This is a genomic window from Polynucleobacter sp. MG-27-Goln-C1 (assembly GCF_018881905.1).
Classification (GTDB): domain Bacteria; phylum Pseudomonadota; class Gammaproteobacteria; order Burkholderiales; family Burkholderiaceae; genus Polynucleobacter.
Map to the genome: position 1 here is coordinate 130,826 of NZ_JACVPM010000001.1, position 24,271 is coordinate 155,096.

General features: G+C 46.7%; 25 protein-coding genes. 16 read left to right on the plus strand and 9 right to left on the minus strand.

Annotation, left to right across the window (positions count from 1 at the left end; all coding sequences use genetic code 11):
- The first annotated feature begins 23 nt into the window (after nt 1–23).
- The 4 genes from clpB (at nt 24) to ICN14_RS00715 (ending at nt 6,029) form a co-directional block, all read left to right on the plus strand.
- Entirely contained in the window at nt 24–2,618 is a 2,595-nt protein-coding gene (clpB, locus tag ICN14_RS00700; RefSeq protein WP_216224143.1) for an ATP-dependent chaperone ClpB, read from the plus strand.
- Between the two features lie 48 nt (nt 2,619–2,666).
- Nucleotides 2,667–3,905, plus strand: a complete 1,239-nt coding sequence (locus ICN14_RS00705; RefSeq protein ID WP_216224144.1) for an MFS transporter — start codon at nt 2,667–2,669, stop codon at nt 3,903–3,905.
- 269 nt (nt 3,906–4,174) lie between these two features.
- Nucleotides 4,175–5,473 (plus strand): isocitrate lyase, encoded by a 1,299-nt coding sequence (gene aceA / locus ICN14_RS00710; protein WP_072583092.1) that lies wholly within the window; start codon nt 4,175–4,177, stop codon nt 5,471–5,473.
- A 115-nt stretch (nt 5,474–5,588) separates the two neighbouring features.
- Entirely contained in the window at nt 5,589–6,029 is a 441-nt protein-coding gene (locus ICN14_RS00715) for an HIT family protein (RefSeq protein WP_216224145.1), read from the plus strand.
- Between the two features lie 16 nt (nt 6,030–6,045).
- On the opposite strand, the gene ICN14_RS00720 is transcribed toward ICN14_RS00715, so the two are convergent.
- The 6 genes from ICN14_RS00720 to ICN14_RS00745 are packed head-to-tail and all read right to left on the minus strand — an operon-like array spanning nt 6,046 to nt 11,233.
- The gene (locus tag ICN14_RS00720) at nt 6,046–6,840 is read right to left on the minus strand and encodes a DUF4239 domain-containing protein (RefSeq protein WP_216224146.1); all 795 of its coding nucleotides are present in this window, start codon (nt 6,838–6,840) and stop codon (nt 6,046–6,048) included.
- A gap of 31 nt (nt 6,841–6,871) precedes the next feature.
- Nucleotides 6,872–7,297, minus strand: coding sequence for a DUF1841 family protein (locus tag ICN14_RS00725; protein ID WP_216224937.1), 426 nt, complete (start codon nt 7,295–7,297; stop codon nt 6,872–6,874).
- Nucleotides 7,290–7,946, minus strand: coding sequence for an endonuclease III (gene nth, locus ICN14_RS00730; protein ID WP_216224147.1), 657 nt, complete (start codon nt 7,944–7,946; stop codon nt 7,290–7,292). Before nth ends, ICN14_RS00725 begins: the two co-directional genes overlap by 8 nt.
- Nucleotides 7,946–8,638: an electron transport complex subunit RsxB gene (gene rsxB / locus ICN14_RS00735; RefSeq protein WP_216224148.1), complete on the minus strand. Its 693-nt coding sequence runs from the start codon at nt 8,636–8,638 to the stop codon at nt 7,946–7,948. Before rsxB ends, nth begins: the two co-directional genes overlap by 1 nt.
- A 54-nt stretch (nt 8,639–8,692) precedes the next feature.
- Nucleotides 8,693–9,991, minus strand: a complete 1,299-nt coding sequence (locus ICN14_RS00740) for a polyhydroxyalkanoate depolymerase (RefSeq protein ID WP_216224149.1) — start codon at nt 9,989–9,991, stop codon at nt 8,693–8,695.
- A gap of 42 nt (nt 9,992–10,033) precedes the next feature.
- Nucleotides 10,034–11,233, minus strand: coding sequence for an amino acid aminotransferase (locus ICN14_RS00745; protein ID WP_216224151.1), 1,200 nt, complete (start codon nt 11,231–11,233; stop codon nt 10,034–10,036).
- A 171-nt stretch (nt 11,234–11,404) separates the two neighbouring features.
- Between ICN14_RS00745 and uvrB the strand changes: the two genes are divergently transcribed.
- The 8 genes from uvrB to fdx all read left to right on the plus strand — a co-directional run bounded on the left by uvrB (nt 11,405) and on the right by fdx (nt 19,048).
- Nucleotides 11,405–13,558 (plus strand): excinuclease ABC subunit UvrB, encoded by a 2,154-nt coding sequence (gene uvrB / locus ICN14_RS00750; protein WP_255535906.1) that lies wholly within the window; start codon nt 11,405–11,407, stop codon nt 13,556–13,558.
- A gap of 114 nt (nt 13,559–13,672) precedes the next feature.
- Entirely contained in the window at nt 13,673–14,242 is a 570-nt protein-coding gene (locus tag ICN14_RS00755; protein WP_216224153.1) for a Fe-S cluster assembly transcription factor, read from the plus strand.
- A 38-nt stretch (nt 14,243–14,280) separates the two neighbouring features.
- On the plus strand, nt 14,281–15,540 hold the full coding sequence (locus ICN14_RS00760) for an IscS subfamily cysteine desulfurase (protein ID WP_216224154.1): 1,260 nt from the start codon (nt 14,281–14,283) through the stop codon (nt 15,538–15,540).
- Nucleotides 15,541–15,572: 32 nt separating this feature from the next.
- Nucleotides 15,573–15,959 (plus strand): Fe-S cluster assembly scaffold IscU, encoded by a 387-nt coding sequence (iscU, locus tag ICN14_RS00765; RefSeq protein ID WP_215301395.1) that lies wholly within the window; start codon nt 15,573–15,575, stop codon nt 15,957–15,959.
- A gap of 19 nt (nt 15,960–15,978) precedes the next feature.
- Nucleotides 15,979–16,302: an iron-sulfur cluster assembly protein IscA gene (gene iscA / locus ICN14_RS00770; protein ID WP_046330505.1), complete on the plus strand. Its 324-nt coding sequence runs from the start codon at nt 15,979–15,981 to the stop codon at nt 16,300–16,302.
- Nucleotides 16,268–16,807, plus strand: coding sequence for a Fe-S protein assembly co-chaperone HscB (hscB, locus tag ICN14_RS00775; RefSeq protein ID WP_216224155.1), 540 nt, complete (start codon nt 16,268–16,270; stop codon nt 16,805–16,807). The genes iscA and hscB overlap by 35 nt, the downstream gene beginning before the upstream one ends.
- Before the next feature lie 18 nt (nt 16,808–16,825).
- Nucleotides 16,826–18,691 (plus strand): Fe-S protein assembly chaperone HscA, encoded by a 1,866-nt coding sequence (hscA, locus tag ICN14_RS00780; RefSeq protein WP_216224156.1) that lies wholly within the window; start codon nt 16,826–16,828, stop codon nt 18,689–18,691.
- An 18-nt stretch (nt 18,692–18,709) separates the two neighbouring features.
- Nucleotides 18,710–19,048, plus strand: a complete 339-nt coding sequence (gene fdx, locus ICN14_RS00785; RefSeq protein WP_215301387.1) for an ISC system 2Fe-2S type ferredoxin — start codon at nt 18,710–18,712, stop codon at nt 19,046–19,048.
- Nucleotides 19,049–19,142: 94 nt separating this feature from the next.
- On the opposite strand, the gene ICN14_RS00790 is transcribed toward fdx, so the two are convergent.
- From ICN14_RS00790 to ICN14_RS00800, 3 genes are all read right to left on the minus strand, one after another.
- Nucleotides 19,143–19,487 (minus strand): Rap1a/Tai family immunity protein, encoded by a 345-nt coding sequence (locus ICN14_RS00790; protein WP_216224157.1) that lies wholly within the window; start codon nt 19,485–19,487, stop codon nt 19,143–19,145.
- Nucleotides 19,488–19,539: 52 nt separating this feature from the next.
- Nucleotides 19,540–20,772, minus strand: coding sequence for a DUF3300 domain-containing protein (locus tag ICN14_RS00795; RefSeq protein ID WP_216224158.1), 1,233 nt, complete (start codon nt 20,770–20,772; stop codon nt 19,540–19,542).
- A 191-nt stretch (nt 20,773–20,963) separates the two neighbouring features.
- Nucleotides 20,964–21,863, minus strand: coding sequence for a LysR family transcriptional regulator (locus tag ICN14_RS00800; protein WP_216224159.1), 900 nt, complete (start codon nt 21,861–21,863; stop codon nt 20,964–20,966).
- An 82-nt stretch (nt 21,864–21,945) separates the two neighbouring features.
- Between ICN14_RS00800 and ICN14_RS00805 the strand changes: the two genes are divergently transcribed.
- From ICN14_RS00805 to ICN14_RS00820, 4 genes are read left to right on the plus strand one after another with little or no spacing between them, the layout of a single operon-like run.
- Nucleotides 21,946–22,677, plus strand: a complete 732-nt coding sequence (locus ICN14_RS00805) for a succinate dehydrogenase/fumarate reductase iron-sulfur subunit (protein WP_216224160.1) — start codon at nt 21,946–21,948, stop codon at nt 22,675–22,677.
- On the plus strand, nt 22,674–23,024 hold the full coding sequence (locus tag ICN14_RS00810; RefSeq protein ID WP_216224161.1) for a succinate dehydrogenase: 351 nt from the start codon (nt 22,674–22,676) through the stop codon (nt 23,022–23,024). Before ICN14_RS00805 ends, ICN14_RS00810 begins: the two co-directional genes overlap by 4 nt.
- A complete protein-coding gene (sdhC, locus tag ICN14_RS00815) occupies nt 23,021–23,380 on the plus strand; it encodes a succinate dehydrogenase, cytochrome b556 subunit (RefSeq protein ID WP_216224163.1) in 360 nt (119 codons plus the stop codon). Before ICN14_RS00810 ends, sdhC begins: the two co-directional genes overlap by 4 nt.
- 11 nt (nt 23,381–23,391) lie before the next feature.
- Nucleotides 23,392–24,267 (plus strand): fumarate hydratase, encoded by an 876-nt coding sequence (locus tag ICN14_RS00820; protein WP_216224164.1) that lies wholly within the window; start codon nt 23,392–23,394, stop codon nt 24,265–24,267.
- The last annotated feature ends 4 nt before the right edge of the window (nt 24,268–24,271 follow it).

Genomic DNA, 24,271 nt, shown 5'->3' on the forward strand with positions numbered 1-24,271 from the left:
ATAGAGTTGATAGGACTTACAAAATGAGAATAGATAAATTAACTACTAAATTTCAAGAAGCGCTTAGCGAGGCGCAAAGCCTTGCTCTGGCAAAAGACAATCAATACATCGAGCCAGCTCATTTGCTCTTGGCGATGTTGCGTGATTCCGATGGTGGCGCCAAGAGTTTATTAACCCGTGCTGGCGTTAATGTGTCTGGTCTCGAGAAGGCAACCGAGAAGCTGATTAGCAATCTCCCAGAGGTGCAGGGTACCAGTGGTGAGGTACAGGTCGGCCGTGATTTAAGTAACTGGCTCAACTTATGTGAAAAAGAAGCCAATAAGCGTAATGATCAATTTATCGCTGGCGAATTGTTTTTGCTGGTTGTGGCGGATGATAAGGGTGAGCTCGGCAAGATTGCTCGTGAGAATGGATTAAATCGTAAATCGTTAGAGGCGGCTATTGATTTAGTGCGCGGAGGAGAGTCAGTGAATAGTGCAGATGCTGAAGGTCAACGTGAAGCCTTAAAAAAATACACCGTCGATTTAACTGAGCGTGCTCGTATGGGTAAGCTTGATCCTGTTATTGGTCGCGATGATGAAATTCGTCGCACCATTCAGATCTTGCAACGACGCGGTAAAAACAATCCAGTGTTGATCGGTGAACCAGGCGTTGGTAAGACAGCCATCGTCGAGGGCTTAGCCCAACGCATTATTAATGGCGAAGTTCCCGAAACCCTCAAGAACAAGCGTGTTCTCGTATTGGATATGGCTTTGTTATTAGCCGGCGCCAAGTACCGCGGTGAATTTGAAGAGCGCTTGAAGGCGGTTCTCAGTGACGTTGCTAAAGACGAAGGTCAAACCATCATCTTTATTGATGAGATTCATACGATGGTTGGCGCAGGCAAAGGAGAGGGCGCGATGGACGCCGGCAATATGCTCAAGCCCGCCTTGGCTCGCGGTGAATTGCATTGCATCGGCGCAACGACTTTGGATGAGTACCGCAAGTACATCGAAAAAGATCCTGCTCTAGAGCGTCGCTTTCAAAAAGTCATGGTGGAAGAGCCTAGCGTTGAAGCTACCGTCGCTATCTTGCGCGGCCTGAAAGAGCGCTATGAACTGCATCATGGTATTGAGATTACTGACCCAGCGATTGTTGCAGCTGCTGAACTATCACATCGCTATATTACGGATCGTTTCTTGCCGGATAAGGCAATCGACCTGATTGATGAGGCTGGCTCACGCATTCGGATGGAGATCGACTCTAAGCCTGAGGTAATGGATAGATTGGAACGTCGCTTGATTCAGCTGAAGATTGAGCGTGAAGCTGTTAAGAAGGAAAAGGACGATGCTTCGAAAAAACGTCTAGGTCTTATTGAAGATGAAATTAAGCGTCTTGGCGCTGAGTACGCTGATTTGGAAGAAGTCTGGAAAGCGGAAAAGGGCGCCGTATTGGGTGCAGCTCATCTGAAGGAAGAAATTGAAAAAGTAAGGATAGATATTGCAAAGCTCCAGCGTGACGGTAAGTTAGAGAAAGTCGCTGAATTGCAATACGGCAAGTTACCTGAGCTTGAGGCGAAGCTGAAGTCTGCCGCCGCCGCCGAAGCCAAAGGTGATAAAGATGGCGTGGTTAAGAACAAGCTCTTGCGCACTCAGGTAGGTGCAGAAGAGATTGCTGAAGTAGTTTCTCGTGCGACTGGTATTCCGGTATCGAAGATGATGCAGGGTGAGCGCGACAAGCTGTTGAAGATGGAAGAGCTGTTACATAAGCGTGTGGTTGGTCAGGAAGAGGCTATTCGCGCTGTGTCGGATGCTATTCGTCGCTCCCGTGCTGGTTTGGCTGAAGAGAATCGTCCTTATGGTTCATTCTTATTCTTGGGTCCTACAGGTGTTGGTAAGACCGAGTTGTGCAAAGCCCTGGCAGGTTTCTTATTTGACAGCGAAGATCATCTCATCCGTATCGACATGAGTGAGTTCATGGAGAAGCACAGCGTGGCACGTTTAATCGGTGCGCCTCCGGGTTATGTTGGTTACGAAGAGGGTGGTTATTTAACTGAGCAAGTTCGTCGCCATCCTTATAGCGTCATCTTGTTTGATGAAATTGAAAAAGCGCATCCAGATGTCTTCAATGTACTCTTGCAAGTATTAGACGATGGTCGCTTGACTGATGGTCAAGGTCGAACCGTGGACTTTAAGAACACGGTGATTGTGATGACCAGCAATATTGGCTCACATCTCATCCAGTCAATGACTGATAAGAAGCAATCCGAGATTAAAGATGCGGTATTTGAAGAATTGAAGAATCATTTCCGACCTGAGTTCTTAAATCGTATTGACGAGATCGTGGTGTTCCATGGTTTGGATAAAGGCAATATCGCCAATATCGCGAAGATCTTGCTCAAGAACTTGTCAGATCGTTTGGCAAAGGTGGATATGCAATTGGAGGTCAGCGATGCTGCTCTAAGCAAGATTGCAGAAGTCGGCTTTGATCCTGTATTTGGGGCAAGACCACTGAAGCGTGCGATTCAGCAATATATTGAGAACCCAGTTTCTAAGATGATCTTGGAAGGTAAGTTTGGCCCTACGGATACGGTTCCTGTAGGCGTTGATCAGAATGGCGACTTTAGTTTTAGCAAGTAATACCAAGCAATATCAGCAGGAATTTTCCTGCACCAGTAAACTCGGTACATGACTGACGCTCTGAAAATGAGGCGCGCCAGTGATGTCCGGGTTGTTGGTCTCATTAGCCTGGCTCACGGCAGTTCCCATTTCTTTCATTTAATCCTGCCGCCCATGTTTCCATGGTTGAAGGCGGAGTTTGGCTTTAACTATGCCGAGCTAGGTCTGCTCATGACCATTTTCTTTGTGGTCTCCTGCATTGTTCAAGCAGCTTCTGGATTTTTAGTGGATCGCATTGGTGCTCGCCCCGTATTGTTTGCTGGCGTGGGTTTACTTGCATTGGCTGCGCTGACTTATTCACAAAGCAATGGCTATGCTATGTTGGTTTTGGGTGCAGTGATTGCGGGATGTGGCAACGGCGTCTTTCATCCGGTGGATTACACGCTCATCAATCACAAAATTTCCCCGCCCAATTTGCCTTACGCTTATTCCATTCATGGGGTAACAGGCTATATCGGTTGGGCAGCGGCCCCAGCCTTTATGGTGGCTGTGGCTACTATCGCTGATTGGCGCATTGCCTTTTTATCTGCTGCAGTCCTTGAAGCCCTGATCCTCTTAACCTTGTGGATTAGTAGGGCGCGCTTAATTGATGATGTTCATGCAAGGCGCGAGGAATCACAGGCTAGTCATGCTCAAAGCAATCCTGGCGGTGGGCCGATGAGCACCTTTGGATTTTTAAAGTTACCCGTTGTATGGCTTTGCTGGATTTTCTTTTTCTTCAGCATGGCTGCAACTACAGGCTTGCAGTCCTTTGCGCCAACTGCGCTTTTTAAGATTTATGACATTGCCGTGAGTTCCGGTAATTACTATTTAACACTCATGTCTATGGGTGGTGCTGGAGGGATGCTTTTGGGTGGCTATCTTGCTACTAAGTTAAAAGTACCCGAGCGCATTATTACGATCTGCTTTACCGTCAATATCGTGATGGGTCTTTTATTGGCCACTGGTTTAGTGCCTATTGAATTAATTGTGTTTGCCTTCATTGTGATTGGACTTGGTTTGGGTATTGCTGCCCCATCGCGTGATTTGATGATTCGCTCTGCGACACCATCAGGGTCATCGGGTAGGGTGTACGGCATTGTGTACTCTGGTATCGATCTAGGCGCCGCTCTAAGCCCGCTAGTCTTCGGAATCTTCCTGGATGTAGGCTTGCCAAAGCTCTTGTTCATTGGCGTTGCAGTCCTGCAGCTCATGATTATTTTGACTGGATTCAAGGTCGCCACCATCAGTGCCCCCAAAGCCAGCTAGCTAGCTTCTTTCTTTTCATAATGTGAAAAGACATTCCCATACGTAAAATGCAGTGCAACATTCGAGGCTTGGGATTCTTTCGCCCCTTGAATAGCCATTCCATATTATAAAAAATACTATTTAACTTATTGAATTAATTGAACTAATTATTTTCAGTAATTGCTGAAATAGTGCTTGCATGCTTTTCCTGGATCCTTAAACTCTTATATAAGACATAAGACTTGAATGTCCAAATATTTGAAGTACTTGTTTAACTTAGGGAGAAAAACATGGCAGATCGCAAAGCAGAAATCGCAGCACTACAAAAAGACTGGGATACCAATCCACGCTGGAAGGGTATTACTCGTGGCTACACAGCTGAAGACGTTGTTCGTCTACGTGGCTCATTGAAGATTGAGCACACCTTGGCTAAGCATGGTGCAGAGCGTCTCTGGGAATTAGTGAATAACGAAGCTTACGTTAACTGTTTAGGTGCTTTGACTGGTGGTCAAGCAATGCAACAGGTTAAAGCTGGTGTTCAAGCAATTTACTTGTCAGGTTGGCAGGTTGCCGCTGACGGTAACTCATACGCTGCGATGTACCCAGATCAATCTTTGTATCCAGTTGACTCAGTTCCTAAGATGGTTGAGCGTATTAACAACTCATTCCAACGTGCTGATGAAATCCAAACTGCTAAAGGCATCAACAAAGGTGATGCTGGTTATATCGAGTATTTCGCTCCAATCGTTGCTGATGCTGAAGCTGGTTTCGGTGGTGTATTAAATGCATTTGAATTAAGCAAGGCGTTGATCAAGCAGGGTGCTGCTGGTGTTCACTTCGAGGATCAACTCTCTTCTGTTAAGAAGTGTGGTCACTTAGGTGGCAAGGTATTGTTGCCTACCGCTGAGTCAGTGCAGAAGTTGATTTCTGCTCGTTTAGCTGCTGACGTAATGGGTGTTTCAACTATCATTTTGGCTCGTACTGATGCTGAAGCTGCTGACTTGCTGACATCTGACTACGATGCAAACGATAAGCCATTCTTAACAGGCGAGCGCACTCCAGAGGGCTTCTACAAAACACGTAAGGGCTTGGATCAAGCGATCTCCCGCGGTTTGGCATACGCTGCATACGCTGATATGGTTTGGTGTGAAACAGGTACACCTGACTTGGAATTTGCTCGTCAGTTCGCTGAAGCAATTCGTGCGAAGTTCCCAGGCAAGATGTTGGCTTACAACTGCTCACCATCTTTCAACTGGAAGAAGAACTTGGACGACGCAACAATTGCCAAGTTCCAACGCGAATTAGGCGCAATGGGCTACAAGTATCAGTTCATCACCTTGGCTGGTATTCATTCCATGTGGTACAACATGTTTGACTTGGCTCAAGACTACATGCAGCGCGGTATGACTGCTTACATCGAGAAAGTACAAGAGCCAGAATTTGCTGCTCGTGATCGTGGTTACACATTCGTATCTCATCAGCAAGAGGTTGGTACTGGTTACTTCGACGATGTCACTACCGTAATTCAGGGTGGCAAGTCTTCGGTAACAGCGTTGACTGGTTCTACAGAAGAAGAGCAGTTCCACTAAGAAATCCCTAAGTAGTACGTAGCAGTAGCGCAGTAATAAATCTGTCTTTACTGTCCCGGCATCTAAATTACCCCACAAGGGTGACTTAGATGCCGTTTTCGTATACATTCTTCTCATGACTAATTGCGTACTTTGTAAAGAAGATCTCAATCCTGAGGAGGGTCTATTGATTTGGCGTGGCGATGATTGCCGCGTCATACTCGTGAACGACCCTGAACTTCCTGGCTTTTGTCGCGTGATCTGGAATCATCATGTCGCTGAAATGACTGATCTCACCTGTGGTGAGCGCGAGCACCTCATGGCCTTAGTCTTTGCAGTTGAAGAGGCTGTGCGGCATGTGATGCATCCAGATAAGGTGAATATCGCTGCCTTAGGTAATATGGTGCCGCATATTCACTGGCATGTGATTCCTAGATATAAAGACGATGTCTTCTTTCCGGGGTCAGCTTGGTCTCAAAAGACTCAGACAACTCCCGCATCAAATTTAGAGGCAAGAAAAAAATTGGCTCAAGACCTGCCGACGGCGATTAAGTCCGCAATAGCTGCGTTATCTTGAGCAACTAAATACCGGATTAGTTATTTGAATTGACGGTGCCCAGCATCCTCAATGATTCCTCGAGTTGATGGGGTTTGATGGGATTCCACATGCCATAAGGCGAAATGGTGATGTAGAGAAAAGTCATCGCCGTGAGTATGCAAAGCGAGGCTATTGATAGCGATACTTTCATCGCTTTAAGGCTGCCAAGATGTACGATGCCAACCGAGATCAGTAGCAGAATCGAAGAAATGGGAATGACAATCCATTTATTTATATTGTCAGTGTCATATGCTATGGATTGCCTAACTTTACGATTGTGGCGAATGACTGTTAGCTCTGCTTCAAGCTGACTCCCTATGGAAGCGCGGTGATTAGTTTGATACGCTATCTGGTTGATTGTTTTACTTAAGGCGATAAATTCAGGCAATGCGATCTCTCGATTTTTAGCATCTTTTTCATTCATAGCAGGCCATTCTTTTTCAATGACTACATTGAGATAGTCTTTTATCGTAGAGATAATTTGCGCCTGATCTTGCGGGGGTAAGACTGTTGAGATATTAACGAGGCTATCAATTGCGCTTGATTCAGTAATCAAGTTTGAGATAGCTGATTCATGCTTCTCAAATGAAAAGCCCGCAAGAGTGGAAATAGTAAGGCCAAAAATAAATGCAGTAATGGATAGGAAAGACGGAACTACTGCATCTGAATCATTAAGCCACCGAGATATGGGCGAGTCATTTAGGACCCAGTAAATCGCATAGGCGACTACTGCAATCATGACAATGGATACTGCCGAAAATCTTAATACATCAAGAGTAAAGGGGGTCATCGCTTGGTTCCGGAGTGTCTTTATAGTTTGTTTAGTTTAGCTTCTTGAGCGCCTCAAGGTACTTCTCAGGACTAAGCGCTTGCCCTTCACGCTGCGCTTCCCACATCACTTGTCCAAGGCATTCCATCATGGCGTGCTGTGCTTCGTGTTCGGACCCCAGTTTCTTGGAGAGCTTCTCTGCAATTGCTTTAATGCCTGGCGGTTGATCGATGGAGATTTGCTCGCTAATCGATAAATGCATTGATAAATGTAGGAAGGGATTTGTCTCACCACGTTCTGGTGTGTAGTCTTGCGCCACTGCGCTTTCTGGATCTGTAAGGAGGGTATGGTATTCGGGGTGCTCAAGCATCCAGTCGCTGGCAATCATTTCCATTGGCGTCAGTATCTGATTCTCGGTTTTCTTCTTCCAGGTATCACAGAAAAAGCGACGCACTTCTTCACGAGTTGGATTAAATATTGCCACGAACTTTTCCTTTGCCGGTTTTTTGCTTGAATTCACAGAGTGGTTCAACAATACATTGCTCACAATCAGGGCTACGTGCCTTACAGGTATATCTACCATGCAGAATAAGCCAATGGTGAGCGTCCATTAAAAACTCTTTTGGCACGCGCTTCAGCAATTGTTCTTCTACCTTTACAACATCCTTACCAGGCGCTAAACCTGTTCGATTTGAGACTCTAAAGATATGGGTATCAACAGCCATAGTAGGTTGGCCAAAAGCGGTATTGAGAATGACGTTCGCCGTTTTTCTACCAACACCTGGCAGCGCCTCTAATTCTTCTCTGTTTTGCGGAACTTCGCCGCCATGTTTTTCCAGGAGCAGTCGGCAAGTTTCTTGGATGTGCCTACCTTTGGCATTGAATAAACCAATGTGCTGAATGAAGGGCTTAACACCTTCCTCACCCAGATTCAAAAGTGCTTGAGGTGTATTGGCAATCTTAAAGAGCTTACGCGTACCTTTATTCACTGAAATGTCAGTGGCTTGCGCGGATAACAAAACAGCTATGAGTAATTCAAATGGGGAGCTGTATTCCAGTTCTGTTTCTGGATGGGGATTATTTTCCCGGAGCAATTCAAAAAAGGCTTGGCGCTTTTCGAGATTCATCATTTCTTTTGCTGAGCTCTCGCAATGGCAGCAGCGATGATGGCTCGCTTTCTTTCCTGCTCTTTTATGGCTTCTTCTGAATTTGGATTCTCTGCGTTGACTACTTCTAATTTGGCTGCAGCCTTCTTTGCCAGCCTCTCATCATTGTCACGCTGTTCGCGATCAAGTCGGACATCACGCGCTTCATATCGAGTACGTGCGAGTTGCGCTAATTCTGGTGACCAAGCATCCCAGCCAGTTTTCTCATTAGTGACATCAATCATGGTGATGCAATCTACGGGGCAGGGCGGTATGCAAAGATCGCAGCCAGTGCACCAATCACTCAAGACCACGTGCATTTGTTTTGAGGCCCCCACAATCGCGTCTACAGGGCATGCCTGAATACACAAGGTGCATCCGATGCAGGTCTTGGGGTCGATAAAGGCAACTGGTCTAGGACGCTCTACGCCACATTCAGAATCAATCTGAGGGTGCAGCTCAAAAGCATCCTGAGGAAAGATGGGAGAAAGGATGGCGCTGAGCCTCTGAATGCCCTCTACGCCTCCAGGAGGGCAGCGATTAGGCAAAGCCTCACCTGTTGCCATTGCTTCTGCATAGGCTCTGCAGTCTGGATAGCTGCATTTGGTGCATTGGGTTTGAGGAAGGATGTCCTCGAGACGATTGGCGAGTTCTTTCGTCTGCTGAATATTCATTGCAATTGGTGTGCCCTAAAACTAGAAGCGCGACCTTAGAGTCGCGCTGCTGTTTTATGCAGACTTTGAGCCTTCTAATTTAGGAGGCCTAGCCCTCGTTTTCTTCTGAACGCCTTGGTGCTCACGAATAAACGATTTAATTTTTGGATACACCTTTTCACGCCAGCGACGACCAGAGAAGATGCCATAGTGACCAGCACCTGCAACTTCGTAATGATCTTTATCAGTTTTCGGAATCCCTGCACACAAGGCATGTGCTGAGCGAGTCTGCCCGCTACCGGAAATATCATCTAACTCACCCTCAACAGTAAGAAGGGCGGTTTTCTTAATATCTTGTGGCTTAACTAGATTGCCGGATACTTCCCATGTGCCATTTGGCAATGAGTAGTCCTGGAACACAGTCTTAATAGTGTCTAAATAGAACTTCGCATCCATGTCGAGAACAGCGTTGTACTCATCATAGAAACGGATATGCGCTTCGGCATCTTGTTCATCGCCGCGCACTAAGTTTTGGAAGTAATCCCAATGTGACTGCAAGTGGTTCTGGGGATTCATGGCAATAAAACCAGTGTGTTGCAAGAAGCCTGGATACACTTTGCGACCAGCACCTGGGTAGCCTGGCGGCACTTTATAAACCACATGACTCTCAAACCAATCATAAGACTTTTGATCGGCTAGGTTATTAACAGCAGTTGGTGACTTACGTGCATCAATTGGGCCGCCCATCATGATCATAGAGGCCGGTGTTACTTCACCGGCAGAGGCCATCAAAGAGATTGCGCCAAGCGTAGGAACTGTTGGCTGGCAAACAGAGATCACATGTAAGTTCTCGGCACCAATAGCACGGATGAAATCTTGCACGTAATGAACATAGTCATCTAAACCAAAGTCACCCGCATCCGCAGGAACAATGCGAGCATCGATCCAGTCAGTGATGTATACCTTGTGATCTTGCAATAGTGTGCGCACAGTGTCGCGCAGTAATGTGGAGTGATGTCCAGATAGTGGTGCAACTACCAATACCGATGGATCGTCTTTGAGTTTCTTGATGACTTCGACATCATCAGAAAACCGCTTGAAGCGAATTAAATTACAAAATGGTTTGGCAACGATCGTTCTTTCATGAATCGCTACTTCTTTTCCATGCGCCTTTACAGAGCGAATACCAAACTCTGGCTTCTTATAGTCTTTACCTAAGCGGTAGAGCAGTTCGTAACTAGCAGCTAAACGTTCAGAGCCTGGAACCTTGGATGCGGGATTTGAAGCGTTAATGAAGGCTTCAGAAGCAGCACGAGCCCATGAGCTCATTGGTTGAAGTAAGGCTTTTTGAAATTCATGTAGCTGATATAGCATGGTGACTCCTAGTAAATCAGTGTAGCCGCTTATTACGCGTTGTTACGCCAATACGCGGGCGATTGCTTTGGCTACTTTATCAATATTTTTAGTATTGAGGGCAGCCACACAAATACGGCCTGTGGAGAGAGCATAAATGCCATCTTCCTTTTGTAAACGCTCTACCTGCTCGGCACTCAAGCCAGAGTAAGAGAACATGCCGCGCTGCGCTTCGATAAAAGCAAAGTCTTGCTTCACGCCAGCAGCAGCGAGTTTTTGTACGAGTCCTTGACGCATTGCTTTAATGCGATCACGCATCTCGGCTAATTCATCTTCCCAAAGCTTTCTGAGTTCTGGTGAATTCAGAACAGCGGCTGCAATAGCGGCGCCATGAGTTGGAGGATTGGAATAGTTTGTACGAATCACGCGCTTCAATTGAGACAGTACGCGAGTAGATTCATCTTTGCTTTGAGTCACGATAGACAGAGCACCAACACGCTCACCGTAAAGCGAGAACGATTTGGAGAAAGAGCTCGATACAAAGAATGACATTCCAGACTCAGCGAACAGGCGAACTGCAATGCCATCTTGCTCAATACCAGCAGCGAAGCCTTGATAGGCCATATCCAAAAATGGGATGAGTGATTTTGCTTTGCAAATATCAATCACTTGACGCCACTGAGCTTCAGTAATGTCTGCACCGGTTGGGTTGTGACAGCAAGCGTGCAACAAGACAGTAGTGAACTTTGGGAAAGACTCTAAAGACTTCACCATGCCATCAAAATCAACGCCACGAGTTTTGCCGTCGAAATAGGTGTACTCAACTACTTCAAAACCTGCGGATTCAAAAATACCGCGGTGGTTTTCCCAAGTGGGGTTACTAATTGCGCAAGGTGCATTTAAATTCAGACGCTTAATAAAGTCTGCGCCAACGCGCAATGCACCGGTGCCACCAAGGCACTCAGCAGTTACTACGCGACCATCTTTAATCAGGGAGGAATCAGCGCCGAACAATAGGTTTTGAACTGCGCTGTTGTATGGGTTTGGACCTTCAATCGGAATATAGCTACGAGGAGAGTGCTTTGCAACAATTGCTTCTTCAGCCTTAATGACTGCTTTCAAAAGAGGTACCTTGCCTTCGTCGGTGTAGTAAACGCCAACACCCAGATTGACCTTGTCTGCGCGTTGATCGGCGACATAGGCTTCTGTGAGGCCAAAAATAGGGTCTTTAGGGGCTAGCTGGACTGAAGTGAAAAGGTTCATTTGAGGGTCGAAAAGGGTGGTTAATAAGGTATTGCAGGGTTAATTGACGTTAAATTCAGTTCAATTTACTTTAAATGGCTGTTTTTGAGGCTAGATTCAACTATTTCCAAATAAAAACGGCAAAATCAATGTTTGTACAAAATTCTCTGTGAACTAATAGTCACAGGTGAAATGATAGCTGAGATGCCCCCTAAGTCGCCTAAAACTTCCTCAAATTCCAAAGTCGCTGAAAGCAAGAAAAGCCCCGTGGCCGATCCTTTGGGCGAGGTAGGTCACGACCTGGATCCAGCTAAGTTCGTTTCCTTCCCAGATTCACCGTTTCAGCTCTATCAGCCGTTCCCGCCCGCGGGCGATCAGCCGGCTGCAATTGATGCTCTGGTGGCTGGAATTGAGGATGGATTGACCTTTCAGACCCTTTTAGGGGTCACGGGCTCGGGAAAAACCTTCACGATGGCTAATGTGATTGCCAGAACTGGTCGTCCAGCCATCATTTTTGCCCCCAATAAGACCCTAGCCGCCCAGCTCTATAGTGAATTTCGAGAGTTTTTCCCTAAAAATGCGGTGGAGTACTTTGTTAGCTATTACGACTACTACCAGCCAGAGGCCTATGTCCCAACGCGGGATTTGTTCATTGAAAAGGATTCATCAATCAATGAGCATATTGAGCAAATGCGACTGTCTGCCACCAAAAGCTTGCTGGAGAGACGCGATGTCATCATCGTAGCAACTGTCTCTGCAATTTACGGTATTGGTAATCCAGGCGACTATCACAGTATGGTGATGACCTTGCGCCCTGGTGACAAGATGAGTCAGCGCGATATTTTGATGCGCTTAATTGCGATGCAGTATGACCGCAACGAAACTGATTTCAAGCGCGGTGTTTTTAGAGTTCGGGGCGACACAATTGATATCTTTCCGGCTGAGCATAATGAATTAGCGGTGCGCGTTGAACTTTTTGATGATGTCATTGAAAGTTTGCAATTCTTTGATCCGCTTACTGGAAGAATTCGTCAGAAAATTCCACGCTTTACTGTCTATCCGAGTTCGCATTACGTTACGCCGCGCGACACAGTGCTTAAAGCGATTGAAACAATTAAAGCGGAGTTGCGTATTCGCTTGGATGAGTTTGTTAAAGATGGCAAGCTGGTTGAGGCGCAACGTTTGGAGCAGCGCACTCGCTTTGATTTAGAGATGCTCAATGAGTTGGGCTTCTGTAAGGGTATTGAGAACTACTCCCGCCACCTCTCTGGCGCCATGCCTGGTGAGGCTCCGCCCACCTTGGTGGATTACCTGCCCAACGATGCCTTGATGTTCTTGGATGAAAGTCATGTCCTGATAGGTCAGCTCAATGCCATGTACAACGGTGATAAATCTCGAAAACATACTTTGGTGGAATTTGGTTTTCGTTTGCCATCCGCGATGGATAACCGACCACTCAAGTTCACCGAGTTTGAAACCAAGATGCGTCAAACCGTCTTTGTCTCCGCAACACCAGCTGATTACGAAAATACGCACACTGGACAAGTGGTGGAGCAAGTGGCTAGACCAACAGGATTGGTTGACCCGGAAATTGAAGTATTGCCAGCAAGTACACAAGTAGATGATTTGCTAAATCAGATTCATGAGCGAGTCAAAGTGCATGAGCGCGTTTTAGTAACGGTATTAACAAAACGTATGGCTGAGCAGTTGACGGACTACTTGTCGGATAACGGTGTGAAGGTGCGTTACGTCCACTCCGATATCGATACTGTAGAGCGCGTAGAAATTCTGCGTGACTTACGCTTGGGTGTCTTTGATGTTCTAGTCGGTATTAATTTATTGCGTGAAGGCCTGGATATTCCAGAGGTTTCACTGGTTGCTATTTTGGATGCGGATAAAGAAGGTTTCTTACGCTCCGAGCGTAGCTTGATTCAAACGATTGGTAGGGCGGCACGAAACGTCAAAGGCAAGGCAATTTTGTATGCTGATCGCATTACCGATTCCATGAAGCGGGCGATGGGTGAGACTGAACGTCGCCGAACCAAGCAAGTTGCCTTTAATAAGGCGAATGGAATTGAGCCGCGAGGCGTCCAGAAGCGCATCAAGGACATTATTGATGGGGTCTACGACGTCAAGGAGAAGCGCTCTGAGATGCAGGTGGAGCAGGAGCGGGCTCGGTATGAGGATATGAGCGAGAAGGACCTGGCGGGCGAAATCAAGCGTTTGGAGAAGCAAATGAACTCTGAAGCTAAGAATCTGGAGTTCGAAAAGGCTGCATCTACCCGCGATCGCCTTACTAAGGTTAAGGAAATGGCTTTTGGGGCGCGCTCCAGAGACGGTATTTAGGACTGTTGTAATCCTGAGCAAATTAGTGGGGTATATGGTAAAGTTGAGTGGAATGGTCGGGTATTACCCGCCCGACTGTTAGCTGTCCATAACAATCCATTACCAAGGTGACATATGAGACTTACAACTAAAGGCCGTTTTGCAGTAACCGCAATGATCGATTTAGCCCTGCGTGAGACGCACGGGCCTGTAACTTTGGCTGGAATCAGTCAAAGACAGAAGATTTCCCTATCGTATTTAGAGCAGTTGTTCGGCAAGTTACGCCGCTTCAACATCGTTGAGAGCACTCGCGGTCCTGGCGGTGGTTACACCCTGTCTCGCAAGTCTGAGGAAATTAGCGTGGCCGACATTATTGTGGCCGTCGATGAGCCTCTGGATGCAACTCAATGTGGCGGTAAGGGCAATTGCCATAGCGATGAAGACAATCATGGTCGTTGTATGACACATGATCTGTGGTCAAACCTGAATGCCAAGATGGTGGAGTACCTCAGTTCCGTGTCATTGCGTGATTTGGTGCAACAGCAATCTGGACGTGGAATCGTATTGCAGGATTTACGCCCTAAGAAAATGAAGACTGAAAGTACCAAGGCGGAAAAGCCGGCAACTGCAGTTGCAGCAGCAAAAGAAGCCGCTCCGAAGCGACCTCTCGTGAATTCTGTTTTTAACCTGGCTCAGCAAAGTTAAGAGATTAACTTCTTAGTCTATTAATCGATAAGTAAAAAATGAACGCACCACAAGACATTCCTCAGAACCCAATACCGATGTTTAGTCCTAAGCACTTCCCGGTATACATGGACTACTCATCTACTACACCGATTGATCCGCGTGTAGTGGACAAGATGTTGCCTTACTTGCGCGAGCAATTTGGTAATGCAGCATCTCGTAGTCATGCCTACGGTTGGGCTGCAGAAGAGGCAGTTGAGTGGGCGCGTTCAGAAGTGGCCCAGTTAGTTCACGCAGATCCAAGAGAGATCGTATTTACTAGTGGCGCAACTGAAAGTATCAATTTGGCACTCAAAGGTGCTGCTCACTTTTACAAAGAGCGTGGCAATCACATTATTACCGTGAAGACTGAGCACAAGGCGACCTTAGATACTTGCCGTGAGCTCGAGCGCGAAGGCTTTGAAGTGACTTACTTAGATGTTTTGCCTGATGGCTTGATTGATTTTGCTCAGCTAGAGACAGCAATGAAGCCGGGCACGATCTTGGCATCAGTCATGTATGTGAATAATGAAATTGGCGTTGTACAAGACATTCCACGCATTGGTGAGTTATGCCGTTCCCGCGGCGTAATCTTGCACGTAGATGCAGCACAAGCTACCGGCAAAGTTGAAATTGACTTAGAGAAAATCAAAGTGGATTTAATGAGCTTTTCTGCTCACAAGACTTATGGCCCAAAAGGTATCGGTGCATTGTTTGTCCGTCGTAAGCCTCGTATTCGCATTGAGGCACAAATTCATGGTGGTGGTCACGAGCGCGGTATGCGTTCTGGAACATTAGCCGTTCACCAAATTGTTGGTATGGGTGAAGCCTTCCGTATTGCTCGTGTCGAAATGGTCGAAGAGAGTGCGCGTATTCGTGCTTTGCGCGATCGCTTGCTGACTGGCTTAAAAGATATTGAAGAGGTCTATGTCAATGGCGACATGGATCACCGTGTTCCACATAACCTGAACATCAGCTTTAACTATGTTGAAGGCGAGTCCATGTTGATGGCATTAAAAGATTTGGCCATCTCTTCCGGCTCAGCATGTACTTCAGCATCCCTAGAGCCTTCTTACGTATTGCGCGCTCTTGGCCGAAACGATGAATTGGCGCACAGCTCAATTCGCTTTACCTTGGGCCGCTTTACTACCGAAGAAGAAGTGGATTTCACAATCAAGTTGGTGAAAGAGAAGATTGCGAAGTTGCGCGAACTCTCACCACTGTGGGAAATGTTTAAGGATGGTATTGATCTCAGCACCATCCAGTGGGCAGCACACTAAATAAAATACTAAAGAAATAACGAGGAAATACCATGGCATATAGCGACAAAGTAATTGATCATTATGAAAATCCCCGCAATGTGGGTTCTTTTGAAAAGGGTGATGACCAGGTAGGCACTGGTATGGTTGGCGCGCCTGCATGCGGCGACGTCATGAAATTACAAATCCGCGTAAACGATCAGGGTGTAATTGAAGATGCTAAGTTCAAGACCTATGGTTGCGGCTCTGCAATTGCTTCATCTTCTTTGGTAACCGAGTGGGTCAAAGGCAAGACTTTAGACCAAGCTTTAGAGATTAAGAACTCCTTAATTGCGGAAGAGTTAGCTTTGCCACCTGTAAAAATTCACTGCTCCATCTTGGCTGAAGATGCCATCAAGGCAGCCGTGGCAAATTACAAAGAAAAGCATCCAGCTAAGTAAAGATAAAGAGGCATCCATCATGGCAATTACCTTAACTGACAAAGCAGCAAAGCACGTACAGCGCAATTTAGATAAGCGTGGAAAAGGTTGCGGCTTGCGTTTGGGTGTTCGTACGACTGGTTGCTCTGGCTTAGCCTATCAACTGGAGTATGTGGATGAGGCTGCTCCTGAAGATGCCAAGTTTGAATCCAATGGCATCACTATTTTTATCGATCCTAAGAGCTTGGCCTATTTAGACGGTACTGAATTGGATTTTGTGCGTGAAGGCTTGAACGAAGGTTTTAAGTTCCAGAATCCGAATGTAAAAGATGAGTGTGGTTGTGGTGAATCCTTCCGGGTCTGACGATTACTTTCGTTTCTTTGGTTTAGAGCAGAAATTCAATCTCGATTTGTCTGCATTGGATCAGGCGTATCTAGCGATCCAAAAAGAAGTACATCCAGATCGCCATGCTCGTGGAAGCGATACTGAGCAGCGATTGGCCATGCAAATGGCAACCCTAGCCAATACTGCTTTTCAGACTCTGAAGAATCCGATTCAGCGCGGCCTTTATCTTTGCCAACTTCATGGTGTTGATGCTCGCCTGGAAACCAATACCGCTATGCCGGCTGCTTTCCTCATGAAGCAAATGGAATGGCGTGAGAGTCTTGAAGATCAAGATGACGACCTTGGCGCCATGGAAGCCTTGGCCGATGAGGTTGATCAATCCAAGCGCAATACCTTGGTAGAGATTACGCAAGCTATCGATACTGCCAAGAACTATGAGCGTGCTGCTGAGTTGCTCAGGGGCCTTCTATTTATAGATAAGTTTGCGCTCGAGCTAGATGATGCTATCTCAGCTTTGGTATAGCTTTAAACTCTAGTCCCCATGGCCTTATTACAAATCTCCGAACCTGGTAAGTCACTCGCTCCGCATCAACGTCGGATTGCGGTAGGTATTGATCTGGGTACCACTAATTCCTTGGTGGCGATTGTGCGAGATGCCTTGCCTAAAGTGCTTCCTGATTCCGAAGGGCGAGAGTTGCTTCCTTCGGTAGTGCGCTACTTGCCTAATGGTAGAACCCAAGCTGGCTTTGAGGCTATCGAAAGTATTGTTTCTGATCCCAAGAACACCATTGTTTCTGTCAAACGTTTTATGGGTCGCGGTATCGTTGATGTAGAAAACATTGAGAACGCACCTTACGATTTTGTCGATGAGCCCGGTATGTTGAAGTTGCGAACCGTGGCTGGCGATAAGAGTCCTATTGAGGTCTCTGCTGAAATTCTGGCACGTTTGCGTCAGTTAGCTGAAGACTCGGTAAATGACGACATTGTTGGTGCAGTGATTACTGTGCCTGCTTATTTTGATGATGCTCAACGTCAAGCAACTAAAGATGCCGCCAAATTAGCTGGTATCGAAGTCTTGCGTTTACTCAATGAGCCTACTGCCGCTGCGATTGCCTATGGCCTAGATAATGCCTCTGAAGGTATCTACGCCGTTTACGACTTAGGTGGTGGCACCTTTGATATCTCCATTTTGAAGATGAGTAGGGGTGTGTTTGAAGTGCTATCTACTGGCGGTGATTCTGCTTTGGGTGGCGATGACTTTGATCACCGCCTCTATTGCTGGGTTATCGAGCAGGCCAAGCTTCAGCCTATCTCGATTCAGGATCATCGCAAGTTATTACTTTCTTGCAAGCACGCCAAAGAACAGTTAAGTCACAACCCATTAGCCCGCGTACACGAAACACTCACTGATGGCACGGTAGTGAACGTCGGTATCAGCCAAGCCCAGTTCTTTGAGATTACTCAGAACCTGATTAATAAAACACTGGTAGCCGTAAAAAAGGCTTTGCGTGATGCCGGCCTCAAGGCGGATGAAGTCAAAGGCGTGGTAATGGTTGGCGGCGCAACCCGTATGCCCCATGTACAGCGCGCGGTTGGCGAACTCTTTGGTACTAAGCCTTTAAACAATCTCAATCCTGATCAAGTGGTTGCCTTAGGTGCTGCTATGCAAGCAGACCTACTTGCCGGCAATCAAAGTAAGGATGATGAGTGGCTTTTATTGGATGTCATTCCACTCTCCCTTGGTATTGAGACTATGGGTGGTTTGGTAGAAAAAATTATTCCACGCAACACACCGATTCCGGTTGCTCGAGCACAAGATTTCACCACCTTTAAGGATGGCCAAACGGCTTTAGCTATTCAGGTAGCGCAGGGTGAGCGTGAGTTGGCCCAAGACTGCCGCTCATTAGGTAAATTTGAGCTGCGCGGTATTCCGCCGATGGCTGCTGGTGCTGCCCGTATTCGGGTGACATTCCAGGTGGATGCAGATGGCCTACTTTCAGTTAGCGCAACAGAGCAGGGTTCGGGTGTGCAGGCCTCGATCGATATTAAGCCGTCGTACGGTCTGACTGATGCTGAGATTGCTCGCATGCTGCAAGATGGTTTTGCTTCTGCCAAAGTGGATCTATTGGCCAGATCTTTGCGCGAAGAGCAGGTGAATGCACAAAGACTTTTAGATGCCGTACAAACTGCGTTGGATTCTGATCGTGGATTGTTGAATGCTCAAGAGCAGTCTGTTGTTGATCAAGAGATGGCGGCTTTGCAAAAGATTCTTACAGAAGAAACAGACAGCGCCATTTTGAGAAAGGCAGTAGATCATGCCGCAAAGGCAACTGATGAGTTTGCTCAGAAACGCATGAACGCGAGTATTCAGAAGGCTTTAGCTGGCAAGAATGTTGCAGAAATTTAAGAGAAGAAAACTACCGAGATGACTCAAATTGTTGTTCTACCCCATAGTGAATATTGCCCAGAGGGCGCCGTAGTTGAAGTAACACCCGGCACCTCCATTTGCGAAGCATTACTAGAAAACAATATTCCAATTGAGCATGCCTGCGATATGGTTTGCGCTTGCACTACCTGTCACGTCATTGTGAAAGAGGGTTATCAGAGTCTCAATGAGCCTGATGAGAATGAAGAGGACTTACTTGATCGTGCATGGGGTCTTAATCCCCAGTCTCGCTTATCCTGCCAAGCCATTGTTGCTCGTCAAGATTTAGTGATTGAGATTCCGAAATACTCAATCAATCATGCAAAAGAAAATCACTAATTGATTTAAAGCGTTTCAAGATACAAACAAAGAAAAAGCCACCCCGAGGGTGGCTTTTTTAATGCCGGATCAGAAGATCAAGCAATTCAATGCATTACTTTCCGCAAGGGAATACACCCTCTAAAAACTTCAACATGGTTTCTGCTGCTGGTTTTGGTCCATTAGATGGGTTTGCATTGGCCCAAGCAATGTATTCGTCTACCACTTGAATGCGTGTTGGGGCAGGTTGCTTGACGCAAATCTTGCTGGGCGCAGTTTTTGGATTGCGTGTTGCAAGATAGGTGTCATAAACGGCCTGACCATAAATTTGGCAAGTTACGTTTGTGTTTCCGTCACCTTTGCAGTATTGCAATAGCTCATCAGTAGTTGTCGCGTTAGCTGCTTGCATGCTAGCGGCCATTCCGAAGGCTAGGGTAGCGGCAATTAAAAATTTCTTCATGTTCATTCCTTTAATCAATTTTATATATATCAATGTAGATGAGTGCGACTAATTAGCGGCGTCCACGACCGCCACCACCACCAAAGCCACCACCGCGGTTACCGCCACCAAAGTGCTCGCCACCGCCATCAAAGCGCGCGCTGCGAGTATCACCAAAGCCGCCACCACCACCAAATCGATCGCCACCACCCGAAGGTCTATTGGCGCTGCGATCGCCGCTAAAATTACCGCCACGGTCGCCGCCATCCCTGTCGGGTGTTCGGTCTGCAGCTGCACGATTGCCTGCGCGATCACCACCCATATTCCCAGCACGATCGCCAGGGCGGTTATTACTTAAGTCACCACGTTGTAAGTTCTGGCGTAATTGATCACGCTCCGCATCACGATTTGCATTAGCTCCAGCACCGCCACCAAGATTGGCGCTACGACGTTGTTGGTCGGGCTTCCAATCACTAGAACCGCCATTGCGATTGCCATTCCAGTTGTTGTTAGTGTTCTTGTTGAAGTTGTTGAAGTTATTGTTGTTTACGGTCAATGATCCGCCGCCGTAACCGCCGCCCCAGTGGCAACCACCCCAAAGAGCGGCGCCAACCGCCATACCAACGCCAAATGAAAGAAGTGCTGTGCCAGCTACATATCCAGGCGGATAGTATGCGTACGGAGGATATGCTGGGTAGGCCCATGCACCGTAAACAACTGCTGGGTTGTAAGTGGGCACATAGACTACCTGTGGGTTAGCAGGCTCAATGATGATGGTCTGACTGCTACCACTACCTTGTGTTGTCACCGTCTGTTGTGAATTCGATTGCAATGATCCAGCTTGCTTAGCTTTTGCGCGCAATGCTTGAATCGCACTCATGGTTTCAGATTGCTGTGCCAAAACCGCATTGCCAAGTTGCTGTGTCCAGCTCAACTGTGAGCCCATCATCTCCAGCACTGGTGGAAATGACACCAGAGATTTCACACTGGCATCCCACGTCTGCTTTTGGAGTGCTTGGTTCAGAGCATTGCCCTTAAGCTGGCTATTAGCTTTGGCCCAATTGGATGCCTCCCCAACCTCTAGTGGGTAGGTGGCAGCCATTAGTACTTGCGAGACAAGTGCGTCTGGATAAAGTGCAATCGGTGCCACTAAAGCCTCTAATTGGGCTTGAGAAAGCTTAGCCGCCTGCTGCTGGCTTGAGTTCTGGGCGTAAGCCACAGGAGCCGCTGCAGGAATGATGAGTGCAGCCGTAAGTAGGCTTGCTATTAAACGAGATGGAATACCCATCTTCTTTGTCGCCAACATTGGCACCCCTTTTTTCTAGGTTGAATATGTTTTGATTCTACAGAATGGCATAAATCTTCAGATATGCACCAAATTGAAGCATAACGCACTTAAAGTAGGCCGGCTAATGATTGAGGTGAAGGTCGGGGGAATACTATGAACTTGTTGTTCATTCTTTAGTAGCACCTCCATAGATTTTCTTTTAAGCCACCCTAAGGGGTGGCTTTTCTTTTTGTGGTCACTTCATCTAGGAAGAACTTCTTAATTTCCTGAGTGATATTTTCACGTGAATGCTTACGTTTTTCTAGGAGACCAACTTTTCGATAAATCGTTTTTCCAGGCAGTGCGGATATTTTTAGTTGGCGATCATTTTCCCAAGAAATATTGGCTAACTTAGGAACAATGGAATACCCAAGCCCCTGTCTTACCAGCTCAATAATTGCCTCGACTGAATTGAGCTCCATACCTTCTTTAATGCTTAATTTATTTGCTCGAATGGTTTGATCCACAAGGTGGCCGGTCCAGGTATTTCTTTCGAAGCGCATAAACGGGAGTTCATTTGCCAGCTCCTTTGGTGTGGAAACTTTTTTGTTTTTACTTGCCGGAGAAATCAATACCATTGGTTCTGTATAGAGCTCTGTCCAACGAATATGTTGAGGTAATGCATAAGGTGATTCGGTCACAATCGCCGCATCTAGAGTGCCTTCAATTACCTGATCTAGGAAGTTATTTGATAGACCTGCAATGAGCTTGATTTCTAGTTCTGGATAATTTTGCTTGAGTTCATTTAACGTGTTTCCAAATGCACCCATTAAAGTGGAAACGAGTGCACCTAGTACGATAGTTCCACTAAGCTCAGATTTGAAATCAGAGCCCAGGACCTCATAACGAGCCACAATTTCCTGGATTGGTTCAACTAGCGATCTGCCATGATGATTTAAGGACATGGAGCGTTTGGTCCTGTCAAAAAGCTCAACACCAATATCAGCCTCTAGTTGCTGCAATTGTTGTCCCGCAGCAGCAGCGGTAAGCCCTATTTCACGTGCAGCGGCCGCCACGCTCTTGTGCCTGGAAATGGCTAGAAAGTTCTTGAGTACTCGAATGCTCGACATGGGATTAAATATAAAGTATTTTTTTATCTCAAAGAAAATTATATTCGATTTATTTTTTACTATCTATCGATATAATCAGTCCATGTCCAATACAGATCTCAAAGTAAAAGTCTGGCGCGGTGCTCAAGAGGGTGAGTTTGTTGAGTATTTGGTGCCGCGAAACCCCAACCAAACGGTGCTGGATGTCGTCACCTATATTCAGCGTAAGCTGGATCCGACTCTAAGCTACCGCTTTGCTTGTCGAGTTGGCATGTGTGGTTCTTGTGCCATGACAGTGAACGGTGTTGCTCGCTGGACATGTCGCACTCACGTTTCTCAGATTGTTGAGGGTGATTCACTAGAGATCGCCCCCTTAAATAATCTTCCCGTCATTAAGGATCTCGCAACGGATATGCGAGAGTTCTTCAATAAGTGGAAAGGCGCAGTTGGCTTCTTCAAGGGCGATAAAACACGCCATGATGATTTTGCAAAGATAGAGCCTGAATCACTGGAACGTCAACTAGCGAATGCTGGTATTGAATGTATTGGTTGTGGAGTTTGCTATTCCTCTTGTGAGGTTGTTGAAAAACGCGCTAACTATCTTGGCCCTGCGGCTCTGAATCGCGCTTGGACACTAACAAACGACGTGCGTGATGTACAGCAATTAGATCGCCTACGCGCTGTTGCCGGTGATGAAGGTTGCCATGCATGTCATACGCAGGGATCTTGTACTGAGCGCTGCCCTAAGAAGCTGGAGCCTACAGCCAGTATTGCCGGCCTTAAGAAATTAGTAGCCAGGGCTGCCGTGCGTGGCAGCAAATGGGGTAAGTTATGAGCCAGGGCGTATTGCAGGCAAAACTTTGGTATGCCCAAAGAATTAGTGCCATGATTTTGGGGCTCTGTGTCAGCATCCACCTCATCATTATTTTCTACGCAATACGCGGCGGCCTCACTGCTGAAGAGATTCTTGGGCGTACGCAAGGCAATATTGCATTTGCCATTTTTTATGAAATTTTTGTTTTGGCCTGTTTTGTACATGCACCTATCGGCGTGGCTAATATTCTCGAAGAAACATTTTGCAAAGGATGTATTTCCAAGACCCTATCTTGGATTTTGGCAGCCCTCATCATCACCCTGGGAACCACGGCAGTGATCGGTGTCTATACCGGAGGTGCTCTATGAGATCTAGACCAAAGCTCGATTTACGCGCAAAGACACATCTCTCTTACTTTGCATACGCATGCCATCGTTTCTCTGGACTATTGCTGGCTTGCTTTATCCCCTTACATTTCCTAATGCTTTCTCAGTCTCTACGTGGGGCCAGTGGATTTGAGCGCTACTTGGAATTAACGGATTTTTGGGTATTCAAATTTGGTGAGTGGGCGCTAGTGATTTTATTGGCAATACATTTGGTGGGTGGAATTCGACTCATCATGATTGAGTTTGGTCCGTGGCGCGGGCTGCGTAAGGCTTGGACCCAGGTAGCTATTTTGTTTGGCATTGCTTGCGGCCTTCTATTTTTGTATTTAGCAAATTGATTGGGTAATTTATGCAGTTGCAAATGAAAGCAGTTGAAGACGCTTGTAAAGAGCTTTATATCCGCGCCTTAAAAGTGCTCCCAGATGATGTTAAGGCGGGTATTGAGCGCTTAAACCAAGGTGAGTCGGATGCCCGCGCGCAGGTGGTGCTAAAAACCATGATCACCAATATTGCGGTTGCAGAGCGTGAGGACAATTTACTTTGCCAGGACACAGGCCTGCCGATCTACAAAGTCAAGATTGGTCGCAATGTTCAGCTTGATGGCATGGAGCTCAAGGCAGCTATTCGTAAAGGGTGTGAGCGTGCAACCACTGAATATCCATTGCGCTCATCAGTAGTTCATCCAATCACCAGAAAAAATAACCACACCTCATGCGGCATCGATATGCCTGCAATCAGCATCGATTTTTGTGACGATGATGAGACGCTTGAAATTGAGATGGTTCCAAAGGGAAGCGGTTCAGAAAATAATTCCTTTTTGAAGATGGCTATTCCTGCTGATGGGATTAATGGCGTTAAAGCTTTTGTTATTGAGAGTGTTGTTTCTGCTGGAGGTAAGACATGTCCCCCAACGATTGTTGGCGTTGGCGTTGGTGGCACCTCCGAGCAATGTGTTGCGATGGCTAAACGTGCGGCTACAAGGGCATTGGGTAGTGTTTGTAGTGACGAAGAAGGTGCCAAGTTAGAGCAAGAGCTAACTGCTGCTGTGAATAAATTAGGTATTGGTCCTCAAGGTTTAGGTGGTGATGGAACAGCATTTGCTGTGCATGTAGAGCTTGCTCACACACACATCACCCTCAATCCAGTGGCAGTCAATATGCAGTGCCACTCTGCGCGTAGAGCGCGAGCAACTTTCACACCCGCTGGTGTGACTTACGGATTCTAGGAAT

What these genes read in the sequence shown, in the direction of transcription:
- clpB (WP_216224143.1), top strand. Translation starts at nt 24, where the DNA reads ATGAGAATAGATAAATTAACTACTAAATTTCAAGAAGCGCTTAGCGAG.
- ICN14_RS00705 (WP_216224144.1), top strand. Translation starts at nt 2,667, where the DNA reads ATGACTGACGCTCTGAAAATGAGGCGCGCCAGTGATGTCCGGGTTGTT.
- aceA (WP_072583092.1), top strand. Translation starts at nt 4,175, where the DNA reads ATGGCAGATCGCAAAGCAGAAATCGCAGCACTACAAAAAGACTGGGAT.
- ICN14_RS00715 (WP_216224145.1), top strand. Translation starts at nt 5,589, where the DNA reads ATGACTAATTGCGTACTTTGTAAAGAAGATCTCAATCCTGAGGAGGGT.
- ICN14_RS00720 (WP_216224146.1), bottom strand. Translation starts at nt 6,840, where the DNA reads ATGACCCCCTTTACTCTTGATGTATTAAGATTTTCGGCAGTATCCATT.
- nth (WP_216224147.1), bottom strand. Translation starts at nt 7,946, where the DNA reads ATGAATCTCGAAAAGCGCCAAGCCTTTTTTGAATTGCTCCGGGAAAAT.
- rsxB (WP_216224148.1), bottom strand. Translation starts at nt 8,638, where the DNA reads ATGAATATTCAGCAGACGAAAGAACTCGCCAATCGTCTCGAGGACATC.
- ICN14_RS00740 (WP_216224149.1), bottom strand. Translation starts at nt 9,991, where the DNA reads ATGCTATATCAGCTACATGAATTTCAAAAAGCCTTACTTCAACCAATG.
- ICN14_RS00745 (WP_216224151.1), bottom strand. Translation starts at nt 11,233, where the DNA reads ATGAACCTTTTCACTTCAGTCCAGCTAGCCCCTAAAGACCCTATTTTT.
- uvrB (WP_255535906.1), top strand. Translation starts at nt 11,405, where the DNA reads ATGATAGCTGAGATGCCCCCTAAGTCGCCTAAAACTTCCTCAAATTCC.
- ICN14_RS00755 (WP_216224153.1), top strand. Translation starts at nt 13,673, where the DNA reads ATGAGACTTACAACTAAAGGCCGTTTTGCAGTAACCGCAATGATCGAT.
- ICN14_RS00760 (WP_216224154.1), top strand. Translation starts at nt 14,281, where the DNA reads ATGAACGCACCACAAGACATTCCTCAGAACCCAATACCGATGTTTAGT.
- iscU (WP_215301395.1), top strand. Translation starts at nt 15,573, where the DNA reads ATGGCATATAGCGACAAAGTAATTGATCATTATGAAAATCCCCGCAAT.
- iscA (WP_046330505.1), top strand. Translation starts at nt 15,979, where the DNA reads ATGGCAATTACCTTAACTGACAAAGCAGCAAAGCACGTACAGCGCAAT.
- hscB (WP_216224155.1), top strand. Translation starts at nt 16,268, where the DNA reads ATGAGTGTGGTTGTGGTGAATCCTTCCGGGTCTGACGATTACTTTCGT.
- hscA (WP_216224156.1), top strand. Translation starts at nt 16,826, where the DNA reads ATGGCCTTATTACAAATCTCCGAACCTGGTAAGTCACTCGCTCCGCAT.
- fdx (WP_215301387.1), top strand. Translation starts at nt 18,710, where the DNA reads ATGACTCAAATTGTTGTTCTACCCCATAGTGAATATTGCCCAGAGGGC.
- ICN14_RS00790 (WP_216224157.1), bottom strand. Translation starts at nt 19,487, where the DNA reads ATGAAGAAATTTTTAATTGCCGCTACCCTAGCCTTCGGAATGGCCGCT.
- ICN14_RS00795 (WP_216224158.1), bottom strand. Translation starts at nt 20,772, where the DNA reads ATGTTGGCGACAAAGAAGATGGGTATTCCATCTCGTTTAATAGCAAGC.
- ICN14_RS00800 (WP_216224159.1), bottom strand. Translation starts at nt 21,863, where the DNA reads ATGTCGAGCATTCGAGTACTCAAGAACTTTCTAGCCATTTCCAGGCAC.
- ICN14_RS00805 (WP_216224160.1), top strand. Translation starts at nt 21,946, where the DNA reads ATGTCCAATACAGATCTCAAAGTAAAAGTCTGGCGCGGTGCTCAAGAG.
- ICN14_RS00810 (WP_216224161.1), top strand. Translation starts at nt 22,674, where the DNA reads ATGAGCCAGGGCGTATTGCAGGCAAAACTTTGGTATGCCCAAAGAATT.
- sdhC (WP_216224163.1), top strand. Translation starts at nt 23,021, where the DNA reads ATGAGATCTAGACCAAAGCTCGATTTACGCGCAAAGACACATCTCTCT.
- ICN14_RS00820 (WP_216224164.1), top strand. Translation starts at nt 23,392, where the DNA reads ATGCAGTTGCAAATGAAAGCAGTTGAAGACGCTTGTAAAGAGCTTTAT.